The following is a 12546-nucleotide window of genomic DNA, read 5'->3' on the forward strand; positions in this document are numbered from 1 at the left end:
GTTAAAGCGAGGTAATGAAGTGCTTCAATGTGCGAACTACGAAGGCAACTTCGCCTCTATGTTCATTTCTTACACACATGCGAATTTCATATTCAGGAAGCTCGTCAAAGCCATCATTCGGCGCAAGCAAGCCCATTCCCGCACTTATACACCACGCAGGAACTGCAGTCACCGCAACATCAGCTGCAACTGCTGCGTAAACGGCTGATGATCCGACACCTTCTAAAGCAATTCGATATGGACGACTTACCGCCTCCAACTGCCCAATCGTTGCTTTCCGCCATATACAGTCCTCGTTGAGAACAGCCAAAGGAAGTGGTCGGCGTTCTGGAGCTTGACCATTTTTAGCTGCAGCCCAGATTAGCTTTGGTGTTTTCAAAAGTAATCCGTGGCTCTCGCTCGCGCCCACTGCGCAATTCAGAACTACGACGTCAAGTTGGCCACTCTCGAAGAGACGTAAAAGATTGGAGCCGGTGTCAATAACGGCCTCAACTGACACCTGCTCATTCTCATTTCCCGCCTTTACCAAAAATTCTGGTAAAAGCTTTGCACCAAAATCTAGGGGTGCACCGAGCTTAACAATCCCACTCACCCGTCTTGATATTATTCGCCTCGTAGCCTCTTCCGCGACGTCTAGCATTTCAAGCGCATAGCGATACATCACTGTTCCCTCTGCGGTAACCCGCACATGAGAAGGTGTACGATCCAGAAGTGTCACTCCTACGCGCTCTTCGAGCTTACGAATTTGAAATGAGACCGTAGACAACGCAAGTCCTAACTCCGCTGCCGCCTTCGTAAAACTCTGATGCTTTACAGTTTCGACAAAGGTAAGAAGAATTGGCAGATCCAGCGAAATAAATGATCCTTTACTCACTGGAATTCCTTTTTCTGGACGGATCAAAAGCCACCTGGCAGTGAACTGCACCACTTCGGTCAGAATCTTTTGTACATCCCGTAAATCCACTTGCGAAACTGCTAAATAGTATATAATAATTTTCTGATGTATACAATCCGATTGTTTTGGATATCAATCCGCAGTCTGGCAGAATGCCAAATCCGCTAAAGCGCAAAAAAACAACGGGGAATATGATGGACACGAAAGGCAGTCAGCCAGGAAATGGGCGAGAACTCGTTCAAGAATATCGTCCACTGGGAATACCAGCAGTAATCGCTGCATGTACGCTCACTTTCAAAACTTCTAAAAGCAACAAAGTTGTTACGAGCAACAGTGACCGTCGAACTCGAAAAGAGACGAATAGCGACGTAATTTTTTATCATACGGACTGATCAATGGGGCCGCTAACGTGTCTTGGCCACGTCCGGAGACGACATGCCCGCTTCGGATCCTCTTTTCCAGCTAAAAATAATCAATCGAGAAAGGACTATCCATGCCGTGGATACGAGTTGACCTCTCTACAGGTCGAACAGAAGAGCAGAAGCAGAAGACTGCAGAGGCAATTACTGAAGCGTTGGTCGAACACTGCAACTGCACACCCGAATCCGTGAGTATTGTATTTAACGATGTTGATGCTGAGAACTGGGCGATGGGCGGTACTCTTCTTTCCAGAAAAAACAAGGTCTGAGTACCATTCTGTAAGCTATCAACCTTGCATCATGGCACGTGGCACAGGACGTCATTAAATGTCAGCTCTGGGCGGCAGCCGAAAGAATATCAAGCCTGCCGCCCAAAACCACGAACAGGCAGAAATGCAGCAAGAACTGAATGCTGAACTTCACGCGCGCCCGTCGATATATTTTTCAGGCCCGGCCTTAGTGGAGCATATCGCGTTAATGCCCGTTAACGGCGAGACTCTCGAACAAGAGAATTTGGATCTTGTGGAGCAATTAGACGAAAAGGTGACTATCAGAACGCAGTTAGAATTTCACACCGAGTTCGTGACGGTCACTCGCGTAACCCCACTGGATGTTAGTCCCCCCCATTGGCCAATTGGGAACTTGTCGCTCAACGAGGCGCGGAGTCTCTCAAAACTGAAGAACGCCGAACTCGTATATCGTTCCAGTATACTGGTCCTGAACGGCATACCTCGTGAGTTGGGGGTGGTTTTAAAACAATTTGATTTTGCAGATACGGCAGCTTCGTCAGTTGGCGCTGGATCAGCTCAAGTCTGTTCAGATTTTCGCACGCATCTCAATTTCGGATCTCGTTTGCTGTTCTTTAACGAGCAATTGAATTCATACCGCCTGGGTCGAATGGTTCGAAGGCTCTACGAAATCGAAACATATCGTGCAATGGCATTGCGCTCACTTCCCATAGCGCGACGGCTTGCCCCTCTTTTGAGTAGATATGATAAGGGAATAGCAGAAGTCGCAACCAGAAATGTAGATGCGTTGCCAGAAAACCATAAGGCGCTTCTGGACCAGATAACAGCATTGTCGGCAAAGATCGTTTCGGCCTCGGCTGACACACGTACGCGGTTTGGTGCGACCATTGCATATGCGAAAATCGTAGAAGAGAGAATTCTGGAACTGCGTGAAGGACACATAGCTGGGTTTCAAAGGTTTGGCGTGTTCGTTACTCGACGGTTCAGGCCAGCTATCCGTTCATGCGAGGCAACAGCATTGCGGCTCGAGCAAATGTCTCACGCAACGATGCATCTGATTGATCTGCTCCAAACTAAAATCCAAGTTGAAGTGGAACTTCAAAACTTGGTTCAGATCAAGGAAATGTCTGAGCGGACGGCGGCACAAGTCAAGATTCAGCGTGCTGTCGAAGGTCTATCCATCATCGCAATCAGCTACTACTTTTTGAGCCTATTGAAACTCGCCATGGAGGCCCTCGATTATGCTGGTTTTCATATATGGCCGTCTATAAAACTAATGGCGATACCAATCACTATCGCCGCAGTCGTGCTTTCAATCTCAAAGGTTAGAAAAGCAATATCAAAATAGTCAGCAGATGGTCATCCGACCTACCTGACAACTGAGCGGAATTCAGGTAACTGAGGCTCAGAGCCGTCAACGAGCTGGCGCTGCCAGTTCAATAGATCGTTCTTTGGCAGCTGACACTGCTTTGTCCAACAATAACTGCAAACCGTTGGAATTGGACATCAGAACACTTAATGCAGCAGCTGTGGTTCCGTTTGGACTTGTTACAGCTTCTCTCAATTGGCCAGGACCGTTCTTGCCTTCGTGAACAAGTTTTGCAGCCCCGAAAACAGTTTGCTCGGCCAGAACCTTAGCAAGCTCTTCTTCCAATCCGGCGTTTACTCCAGCTGCAGTCAAAGCTTCGATAAAATAGAAGACATATGCTGGCCCCGATCCAGAGACGGCAGTAACAGCGTCCATTTTGTCTTCCTGCTCCAAGAAAGCCAGACGTCCTACTGCAGACAGCAGTTTTTCCGTCGTTTCCCGTCCCGCTCCGCTTACGTTACCGTTGGTACACGCGACGATCATACCCTCACCAATGGCAGCGGGTGTGTTCGGCATAGCTCGAACAATCGCCGCAGTCTGGCCCGCACGCGCTTCCATTTCAGGTATCCGCACACCTGCTGCCACGGAAATGAAGAGACCGCGCTCTGCAAGATGCCCCGAAAAGAAATCGATGATATCGCAAACAAACTGGGGCTTTGTAGCGATTACAACGACATCAAATAGCAATCCTAGCGGTAATTCTTCTCTGCTCCCAAAAGCCCTGGCCCCAACTTCTTCGGCCCTTCTCCGAAGTAGTCCATCTGGTTCTACGACCCAAAATTGATCACTGGCTTCCGTCGTCCATTTCTTCAACATGGCGTAGCCCATGTTACCAGCTCCAACGAGCAAAATATTCATCACGCCGTCCCCTGTAGCATTTGCATTTTACTGATCAGAGCCCATGCCTCTTCGTCTATTTCTAGAAATTCAGACGAAACCTGGCGGGATCGCACACGGCGATCACCGGGAATGTGCGACTGCCCTGCGTCCAGAAGCGCGCTAATCAGTGCTTCAATCCTGTTCGAGAATGAGGCACGCCCTGCATCCCCCTTGCTAGGATCAATAACGATTATTGTTTCACCTGTGCGTGCAGTTTTTGCCCCAGGCGTATCATTCCAATTAACTTCAAACGAAAAATCCGCCCCAACCAAACCTGCACATAATATCTCCACCATTAATGCGATCGATGCGCCCTTATGCCCACCGAACGTAGCAATGGCTCCTCCGTTTAGGATCTTGTTTGGATCGTCCGTGAGGTTTCCGTCTTTACAAATGCCACTTCCCCAATCCAGCTTTCTGCCTTCGATTGCGGCTAACTGAACGTCACCGTGGGACATAACGGATGCAGATTGGTCGAAAATTACTGGCGCGCCATTCGCACGAGGACAAGCAAAGGCCAGGGGATTTGTCCCATATATGCCTTTCTTGCCTCCTGGAGGACTGACAACCGGAATGCTGTTTGCCAAAGCGACAGCGATATATCCAGCCTCCGCCAATTCCTCTATGTCCAGATACAGGGATGAAAGATGATGTGAGTTCCGAATTGCTAGGATAGCAATTCCATTTTGCGTTGCTTTCCGCATCAAGGTTTGCTTAGCGGTATCCAATGCGATCTGAGCAAAGCCATTATCGGCGTTTACGCGAAGAAATCCAGGAGCAACGTCTTCAATAACAGGGGTGGGATCACCGTTCACATATCCGCTCTTAATTGTCGAAACATAGTCCCCGATACGAAACAGACCTGTACTAATGTAACCATCTCTGTGAGCTTTCACACAGTTATCAGCGAGAATACGTGCCGATTTCGCCGAATAGCCATTTGCCAAAAGCGCATTTTCAACCGCAGTTACGACTTCGCAAAACGACTTTCGAACTGTCATACGCTATAGTGCCTTCTGCAATTCAGGGATCGCTTCAAACAAGTCACCGACGAGACCATAATCGGCAACCTGGAAGATCGGCGCTTCCTCGTCCTTGTTGATCGCCACGATCACGCGGCTATCCTTCATGCCCGCCAGATGCTGGATCGCACCAGAGATTCCGACGGCGATGTAGAGATCCGGGGCAACCACCTTGCCGGTCTGGCCAACCTGCCAGTCGTTCGGCGCGTAGCCCGCATCGACTGCGGCACGGCTTGCGCCGACCGCTGCACCGAGCTTGTCAGCAACCGGCAGGATCACTTCCTGGAACTTTTCGGCAGAACCGAGCGCACGACCGCCGGAGATGATGATCTTGGCCGAGGTCAGTTCCGGACGGTCCGAATCCGACAATGCATTGCCGACGAAGCTCGACAGCGCCGGATCGGCTGCTGCATTGACGCTTTCAACTGCAGCCGAACCACCTTCGCCCGTTGCCTGGAACGACGCGGTACGCACGGTGATAACCTTCTTTGCATCGGTCGACTGGACCATCTGGATCGCATTGCCCGCATAGATCGGACGCTTGAACGTATCAGCCGACACGACTTCCATGATTTCGGACAACTGCATCACATCGAGAAGCGCTGCAACACGCGGCAGGATGTTCTTGGCCGAGGTCGTTGCCGGAGCAATGATCGTGTCGTAATTGCCTGCCAGTTCAACGATGAGAGCAGCCGTTGGCTCGGCCAGACGGTTTTCCAGTCCATCGCTTTCAGCCAGAAGAATCTTGCGCACGCCAGAAAGCTTTGCAGCCGCGTCAGCCGCAGCTTTCGCACCCTTGCCTGCAACCAGAATATCAACATCGCCACCGATCTGAACGGCGGCTGTCAGTGCCTTTGCGGTCTGATCGGAAAGGCTTGCATTGTCATGTTCGGCAATAAGAAGAATAGCCATATATCTTGTCCCTTCCGATTTCTTAGATGATGCCATCAGCTTTAAGCTTCTCGACCAGCTCGCCAACCGAGCCAACCTTGACGCCAGCCTTGCGGCCACCCGGTTCTTCGGTCTTCAGGACCTTGAGACGCGGCGCAATGTCGGCGCCGAAATCGGCAGGCGACTTCTCGTCAAGCGGCTTCTTCTTGGCCTTCATGATGTTCGGCAGCGACGCATAGCGCGGCTGGTTCAAACGAAGATCGACCGTAACGATAGCCGGAAGCTTCACGTCGATGGTCTGGAGACCACCATCAACTTCGCGCGTTACCTTAGCCGAACCGTCGCCCAGTTCCACCTTCGAGGCGAACGTCGCCTGGCTCCAATTGAGAAGGGCCGAAAGCATCTGGCCAGTCTGGTTGGAATCATCGTCGATTGCCTGCTTGCCGAGGAAGACGAGATCCGGCTTTTCCGCATCGACCACGCCCTTGAGAACCTTGGCAACGCCAAGCGGCTCAACCGTTTCGTCGGTCTTGACCAGAATGGCGCGGTCCGCACCCATGGCAAGTGCGGTACGCAGTGTTTCCTGCGCCTGTGCCGGGCCAACCGAAACAGCCACAATCTCCGTTACCTTGCCAGCTTCCTTCAGGCGGATCGCCTCTTCAACCGCAATCTCGTCGAACGGGTTCATCGACATCTTCACATTCGAAAGTTCAACGCCAGATCCGTCGCCTTTAACACGGATCTTAACATTGTAATCGACGACACGTTTTACTGCGACAAGGACTTTCACTGGATACTCCCGTGTGGTTTCTGTGATTGAGCTAAACCGGTTACTACGGCGCTCTATAGAAAGCGGCTTGCGAAGGGACCAACGGCTTCCTACCAAGAATACGGTCGGCAATTTTTTCTGCCAGCATCATTATGCTTGCGCTAAGGTTGGCAGTCACGACGCGTGGCATGATAGACGCATCCACAATCCGTATTCTTCGAACTGCTTTCAGACGCGCTTCATGATCCACAACAGCATCGGGATCGACACCCATACGGCAGGTCCCGGCAGGGTGATACGATGATGCCAAATTTGACCTGACAAATCGCTCAAGATCAGCATCAGATTGCGCCTCGGCACCAGGCGCTAATTCTTTGCCCCGGAATTTATCCCAAGCCTGCTGATGGATGAGAGTTCGAGCCAACTTGATGCCGTCTACCAGATCAATAAGATCCTGGCGTTCCGCGAGATGGTTGAATACGATTGATGGCGCATCGTTTGGATTGGCTGATCGAAGGGTAACAGCGCCTCGACTTAACGGGCGAGATAAATCCATCCAGAACTGGAAGCCAGGGATTGCAACCAGTTTTCCATTTTTCACATAACGGGTAAGCGGCAGAAACTCAAATTGCATGTTTGGAAATGCTAGGTCATCTCTTGTACGTAGAAACGCGCCTGTCTCGAAGAAATTTGTCCCACCCAACCCCTTGCGTGTGAAAAACCACTCCGCTCCGAGTTTGGCTCGCCCAAACAGATTCAGGTCCGACACCAATGAGTCTTCATATTTCGTCGTATATTGGAGATTCACCCCCGGATGGTTTTCGAGGTTCTTCCCAACTTGTCGGGCCTCTCCTTTCAGCGCGATTCCGTGACCACGAAGCTCGTCAGGATCTCCAATGCCGGACAGCATGAGTATCTTTGGAGTATTAAATGCCCCGGCACACAGAATGATCTCCCGGTCGCAGTCGAGTGTTACGACAGCTCCATTCTGAACGATTTCAACCCCAACAGCAGCGCCGTTTTCAACGACGATCTGCTTCACGGTTGCATTGGAGAGCACTTCGAGGTTTTTGCGCTCAGCGGCTGGATGAAGATAGCCTCGGGCAGTCGACCAACGTTCGCCGTTGTGAATGAAAGACTGAGCAACGTGTAAGCCCTCCTGACGATAACCATTGTGATCAGGAGTTATAGAGAACCCCGCCTGCTCCCCCCCTTTCAGAAAGGCGTCATATAATTTGTGCTCCGCCTTGCAACGACTAATACGCATCGGACCATCGCCACCGCGCCAGTCGTCTGCTCCTCCTTCAAAGGTCTCCATGCGGCGAAAATACGGTAGGCAATGGGCATAATCCCACTCCGTAAGTCCTTGCGCTGCCCATCCATCAAAATCTAGCGCATTTCCGCGATTGTAAATCATCGCGTTGATAGAAGACGAGCCGCCGATTACCTTCCCGCGCTTTTCGTCTATCATTCGATTACCCAGCTCTGGTTCAGGGCCAGATTGATAATTCCAACTGAGCTTTTTGCTTTGATAAACAAACGGGAGTGCCGCAGGCATTGAGATCATCAAACCCTTGTCTGTGCCACCAGCTTCTACCAACAGTACATTAATCGAAGGATCTTCCGTCAAGCGAGCAGCGAGAATGCAGCCCGCCGTTCCAGCACCAACAATGATATAATCGTATTTCAATTTGCGCTCCCCATCGGCTCGCTCCAACGACCTACACCGAATAGCAACTTGATATGCAGCCCGTTATCTACGGTTAGCTAAAAGCTTCTCGCTATGTGGAAACTCAATAAGAGCTCAATGACATAGGCGTCGCCTGATTGGATACGTTCGTATCATATTGTATAAATTATTGTCAAACACAATAGGAACGAAAGGAAATCAAAACGGTAAAAATTCGGGTTAGTTTGTTCTCAGGACACACAAGCTTTTACAGCGCTCCAACCCCATTCAGGATCTATGACGCTTGCTTGCTTGCACCGACTTTTTTGTTTGATCAATGTGCGTGCCCAAGAGGCTCACTGCCTTCTCCGTTTCTCCGGATCGGCAGTACTCCAGCAGCAGTTCGTGCTCTTTTTGGGGGCGCTCTTTTCCCGCAGCCATCGAGACCTGCATCCGGACAAATCTGTTCACATGACCATAGTTCGCCTCGATCATCGCCAACAATCGTGGTCGATGGCATGGTGCATAAATTGTCCAATGAAATTGCCAGTTCATCGTGGACCATGTTTCAGGATCAGGCTCTTTATTATATCCGTCGAGGATGCTCTCCGCCAAATCGAAATCTTCCTCGGCCATCTGCGGGATGGCGAGACGCAACGCATGACATTCCAAGGCGATGCGTATATCAAGCATCTCTAAAACATCATCCAACGAGAGGCTGGCAACCACAGCACCGCGATTGGGCTCGATTTTTACCAATCCCTCGGTTTCCAGTTGTCTCAGCGCCTCTCGCACAGGAATTCTGCTGGTCCCGAATTGCTCAGCGATCTGATCCTGTCGCAATTGCGCGCCCTGAGCCAATTCGCCGTTGAGAATTGCTATGCGCAGTCCGTCTCTCACCAAGTCCGGCGCAGAACGTCTCGTTTCAATCTTTGTCACAGTTCACCTTATACATTTGTAGACTATTGCATAAGTTATGGTCACTTTTTATGCAAGCCAAGCACATTCAGTGTGCAGCTCGAGCCGAAAATGCCGCAGCGCCTGCCGAAGCCAACATGATCAGGAAAATTGCCAGCCATTGCACCACCCCGAGGGACTCACTTAAAATAATCATACCGACTATGGCCGCAATCGCAGGCGCAGCGCTAAACATGATCCCGACAGTCTTGATCGACAGACGAGATAACGCCAGCATCTCCAGAAGATACGGAATAGTACTCGAAAGCGTGGCGACGCCTACACCAACGGCAAATATGTGCCAATTCAAAAAACTGCTAACACCAACCGTGAACAATCCTACAGGTACCGTTGCGATGGCAGCGATAAGCATCCCGACAGCCACTGCGCGAGACGGTCCAATTACTGACGCCCTTTTTCCTAACACGATGTAGCCGACCCAACATGTGGATGCTGCAACAGCAAATAGAAGGCCGACCGGATCCAAGCCATTGTCCGCACGCAGTGGAAGAAGCAATGAAAGCCCTCCCAGGGCGAGGAACAACCATAAGAAATCGCGACGCGTGCGCGATGAAATAAGCGTCAGCAATAATGGGCCACTCACTTCAATAGCAGTGGCTATGCCGATCGGAAGACGCGAGAACGCGTGATAGATGAATAAATTCATTAATCCCAGAGATAGGCCATATCCGACTACCCAGAACATCGAATAAGATGTGGCATTTATCGATACGGATTGCTTCCAAGGGCGCATAACAGACAATAGAATAACTGCCGATATCCCCACTCTAAGTGCCGTAACGCCGTCCGGACCAATCAAGGGAAAGATGGTTTTACTCAGACTCGCCCCGAGTGCAGAGCACACTAATGCACATAACATCGCCGCGAGTGCAGGTACATCGGCACGCGCGTTAACGGAATCCCCCACATTCAGCATAGCAGACTCCAGTAAAAAGGCGGGTCTCGTGCTTTGGTCTTAATAGATTTTTGGCACTGACGAGTTATCGATGACAGTGTTCATCAATTTTGCATCGCGGACGACATCTGTGAACTGGAATTCTCAGACAATCGCCCGCCTTTTGAAGCAATTACCGAATGTGCTGGAGGAAATTCGATAGCCGCTCACTCGGTGGGTTTGCTAGCAATTCCTGGGGTTTGCCGTCGTGCTGAATCTTTCCCTGATCCATGAACAAGAGGCGACTGCCAACATCGCGTGCAAAACCGATTTCATGTGTCACGATGACCATCGTCATTCCGTCGCTGGCAAGTTGTCTCATCACCTGCAGAACTTCATGTCGAAGCTCCGGATCTAACGCTGATGTCGGCTCATCGAAAAGCATAAGCTTCGGCTTTACCGCAAGCGATCGGGCAATAGCCACGCGTTGTTGCTGGCCTCCTGACAGCTGACTGGGATAATGATGCGCACGTTCTGCCAAACCGACTTTTGCAAGCAAATCTTTCGCTATGACTTCCGCGTCTTTTCTACTCGCATTCCGAACCTTGAGCGGCCCAAACATCACATTTTCCAGGGCGGTCAAATGGGGAAACAGATTAAACTGCTGGAACACCATACCCGCTTCAAGACGAATTTGCCTTATCTGTTTGCTAGTGCCTTTTGCACTGATGCCGTCAACAATCAGATCGCCACTTTGTATCGTCTCCAATACATTTATGCAGCGCAAGAGCGTAGACTTACCCGAACCGGACGGCCCAATCAGGAAAACAATCTCACCTGGATCAATTTTCAGATCAACTGACTTCAGAACATCTACAGGACCAAAGCTTTTAACAACTTTTCGGAATTCTACGATACTCATGACAAATGTATCCGCTTTTCCAATAATCTGAAGCCGATTGCCATGATGCTAATCATCAAGAGATAGATAATCGCGACGGCCGTCCATATCTCAACAGCACGATAATTCTCAGTCATGATTTCTTGTCCAGTACGTGTCAGTTCTGCTACGCCGATCACGATAAGGAGGGACGTATCCTTCACGCCGATTATGAACTGATTTCCCAGTGCCGGAACCATTCTGCGAAATGCCACTGGCCCGACGATATTCAAGAGCACCTTATGAAGTGGCAATCCCATAGCGAGACCCGCCTCTTGAAGCCCTTTAGGAACAGCAAGGAAACCACCACGAACAATCTCAGCAATATAGGCAGATGAGTTGACTGTTAACGCGATCACACCTGCCGTCAAAGCAGTTAGTTTCACGCCTAAGAGCATGGGCAGCGCGAAGTAAATGAACATTATTTGTACGACCATCGGCGTACCACGAATAAGTCCAATGTAAATCTGAGCGACTAGAGATATATATTTTGGCGCATAGGTTCGGATCACACCGATGATCGTTCCCAGCACCATACCTGCGATGAGGGAGACGGCGGCAACCATTACAGTTGACGCCGCTCCACGGAGCAATGCAGGTAAAGCATCGATGATTGCCGACCACTCGAAAGTCATCGTAGCTCCCTTATTTTACTACGTTATGTACAGATTCGACTTTAGTTTTGGGGAAGGCTGCCGAACCACTTTTTATAGATTTCATCGTAGCGACCATCTGCCTTGATTTTTTTCAAAGCTTCATTGGTTGGGGCGACGAGATCGCTACCCTTCGGGAAAGCAATACCAACTGGAATCCCGTCGCCGACTGGTTTGTCCAACAGCTTCACCTCGTCGCCACCCTCAGTCTTCGCGTAATAGGCAAGATAGGGATAATCGTACACGACTGCTTCTGCGCGACCCGCTCGTAGTTCCATCACCATATTCGAAAATTGCGGGAATAGAGTCACTTGTGCGGTGGGAACGTTTTCCTTCAGCCATGCCGTCGATGCCGCTCCCGTCACAGAGGCAACTTTCTTACCCGCAAGGTCACCGCCAGATTTAATCGTCGCATCATCGCTATCGATGAGAACACCGAGTGCACTGGTGAAGTAAACATCTGAGAAATCAACGACCTTCTTCCGGGCATCCGTCATAAAAATACTGGAAATAGCCAAGTCGATGTTGGCAGTCTGAAGGGCTGGGATCAACGCCCCGAAATCCATGGGATTTACCGTATACTTGAATCCAACCTCCTTAGCGATTTCTGCAAGCAGGTCTTGATCGAACCCAATATACTTTCCATCCTGAGCAAAATCGAAGGGTTTGGCTTCGATATCGGTACCAACAACAAGCGTCTTCTCTTGAGCATATGACGCCTGTGCAAAAGCAACTGTAGTCGCGACTAGCGCGGCCAAAAACATTCTTCTTTTCATTGACGCTCTCCCCTTTGGAGTAATTGGGATCGACCTGCCATGGTCGTGCCAAACTAGGCACCCCGCCGTAAACAAATGGATACAATCACAACATTTCGCATAAATCAATATCTGATTGTATATAATCTAGACAGGATAAATGGTTGAATGCTTGCACATGTCCG

Annotated in this window: 13 protein-coding genes; 2 read left to right on the top strand and 11 right to left on the bottom strand. The window is 50.2% G+C overall.

Annotated features, from left to right (window positions below):
* Nucleotide 1: 1 nt before the first annotated feature.
* The gene (locus OPR82_RS17725; protein ID WP_113533327.1) at nucleotides 2-964 is read right to left on the bottom strand and encodes a LysR family transcriptional regulator; all 963 of its coding nucleotides are present in this window, start codon (nucleotides 962-964) and stop codon (nucleotides 2-4) included.
* Nucleotides 965-1388: 424 nt separating this feature from the next.
* Here OPR82_RS17725 and OPR82_RS17730 point away from each other — a divergent pair, with 424 nt between their 5' ends.
* Nucleotides 1389-1583, top strand: coding sequence for a tautomerase family protein (locus OPR82_RS17730; RefSeq protein ID WP_113533326.1), 195 nt, complete (start codon nucleotides 1389-1391; stop codon nucleotides 1581-1583).
* A gap of 58 nt (nucleotides 1584-1641) precedes the next feature.
* On the top strand, nucleotides 1642-2910 hold the full coding sequence (locus OPR82_RS17735) for a DUF3422 domain-containing protein (RefSeq protein ID WP_265986238.1): 1269 nt from the start codon (nucleotides 1642-1644) through the stop codon (nucleotides 2908-2910).
* A gap of 66 nt (nucleotides 2911-2976) precedes the next feature.
* Here OPR82_RS17735 and proC read toward each other — a convergent pair whose 3' ends face one another.
* The 10 genes from proC to OPR82_RS17785 all read right to left on the bottom strand — a co-directional run bounded on the left by proC (nucleotide 2977) and on the right by OPR82_RS17785 (nucleotide 12382).
* Complete coding sequence (gene proC / locus OPR82_RS17740; protein ID WP_113533325.1) at nucleotides 2977-3789, bottom strand: pyrroline-5-carboxylate reductase; 813 nt, start codon at nucleotides 3787-3789, stop codon at nucleotides 2977-2979.
* On the bottom strand, nucleotides 3789-4811 hold the full coding sequence (locus tag OPR82_RS17745; RefSeq protein WP_113533324.1) for an Ldh family oxidoreductase: 1023 nt from the start codon (nucleotides 4809-4811) through the stop codon (nucleotides 3789-3791). The genes proC and OPR82_RS17745 overlap by 1 nt, the downstream gene beginning before the upstream one ends.
* Before the next feature lie 3 nt (nucleotides 4812-4814).
* Nucleotides 4815-5744: an electron transfer flavoprotein subunit alpha/FixB family protein gene (locus OPR82_RS17750; protein ID WP_265986242.1), complete on the bottom strand. Its 930-nt coding sequence runs from the start codon at nucleotides 5742-5744 to the stop codon at nucleotides 4815-4817.
* Between the two features lie 22 nt (nucleotides 5745-5766).
* Complete coding sequence (locus OPR82_RS17755; protein ID WP_113533322.1) at nucleotides 5767-6513, bottom strand: electron transfer flavoprotein subunit beta/FixA family protein; 747 nt, start codon at nucleotides 6511-6513, stop codon at nucleotides 5767-5769.
* A gap of 43 nt (nucleotides 6514-6556) precedes the next feature.
* Complete coding sequence (locus OPR82_RS17760; RefSeq protein ID WP_113533321.1) at nucleotides 6557-8182, bottom strand: choline dehydrogenase; 1626 nt, start codon at nucleotides 8180-8182, stop codon at nucleotides 6557-6559.
* Between the two features lie 267 nt (nucleotides 8183-8449).
* Entirely contained in the window at nucleotides 8450-9100 is a 651-nt protein-coding gene (locus OPR82_RS17765; RefSeq protein ID WP_265986245.1) for a GntR family transcriptional regulator, read from the bottom strand.
* 67 nt (nucleotides 9101-9167) lie between these two features.
* Nucleotides 9168-10055 carry an EamA family transporter gene (locus OPR82_RS17770; protein ID WP_113533320.1) on the bottom strand — a complete coding sequence of 296 codons (888 nt, stop codon included), beginning with the start codon at nucleotides 10053-10055 and terminating at the stop codon, nucleotides 9168-9170.
* 151 nt (nucleotides 10056-10206) lie between these two features.
* Nucleotides 10207-10935 carry a glutamine ABC transporter ATP-binding protein GlnQ gene (gene glnQ, locus OPR82_RS17775; protein WP_113533319.1) on the bottom strand — a complete coding sequence of 243 codons (729 nt, stop codon included), beginning with the start codon at nucleotides 10933-10935 and terminating at the stop codon, nucleotides 10207-10209.
* Entirely contained in the window at nucleotides 10932-11588 is a 657-nt protein-coding gene (locus OPR82_RS17780) for an ABC transporter permease subunit (RefSeq protein WP_113533318.1), read from the bottom strand. Before OPR82_RS17780 ends, glnQ begins: the two co-directional genes overlap by 4 nt.
* Before the next feature lie 41 nt (nucleotides 11589-11629).
* A complete protein-coding gene (locus OPR82_RS17785; RefSeq protein WP_113533317.1) occupies nucleotides 11630-12382 on the bottom strand; it encodes a transporter substrate-binding domain-containing protein in 753 nt (250 codons plus the stop codon).
* Nucleotides 12383-12546: the final 164 nt, after the last annotated feature.

This window comes from Ochrobactrum chromiisoli, from assembly GCF_026241335.1.
GTDB lineage: Bacteria > Pseudomonadota > Alphaproteobacteria > Rhizobiales > Rhizobiaceae > Brucella > Brucella chromiisoli.

Excerpts from the sequence above, each read along its gene's own strand:
- OPR82_RS17730 (WP_113533326.1), top strand. The coding sequence starts at position 1,389 with ATGCCGTGGATACGAGTTGACCTCTCTACAGGTCGAACAGAAGAGCAG.
- OPR82_RS17735 (WP_265986238.1), top strand. The coding sequence starts at position 1,642 with ATGTCAGCTCTGGGCGGCAGCCGAAAGAATATCAAGCCTGCCGCCCAA.
- proC (WP_113533325.1), bottom strand. The coding sequence starts at position 3,789 with ATGAATATTTTGCTCGTTGGAGCTGGTAACATGGGCTACGCCATGTTG.
- OPR82_RS17745 (WP_113533324.1), bottom strand. The coding sequence starts at position 4,811 with ATGACAGTTCGAAAGTCGTTTTGCGAAGTCGTAACTGCGGTTGAAAAT.
- OPR82_RS17750 (WP_265986242.1), bottom strand. The coding sequence starts at position 5,744 with ATGGCTATTCTTCTTATTGCCGAACATGACAATGCAAGCCTTTCCGAT.
- OPR82_RS17770 (WP_113533320.1), bottom strand. The coding sequence starts at position 10,055 with ATGCTGAATGTGGGGGATTCCGTTAACGCGCGTGCCGATGTACCTGCA.
- glnQ (WP_113533319.1), bottom strand. The coding sequence starts at position 10,935 with ATGAGTATCGTAGAATTCCGAAAAGTTGTTAAAAGCTTTGGTCCTGTA.
- OPR82_RS17780 (WP_113533318.1), bottom strand. The coding sequence starts at position 11,588 with ATGACTTTCGAGTGGTCGGCAATCATCGATGCTTTACCTGCATTGCTC.
- OPR82_RS17785 (WP_113533317.1), bottom strand. The coding sequence starts at position 12,382 with ATGAAAAGAAGAATGTTTTTGGCCGCGCTAGTCGCGACTACAGTTGCT.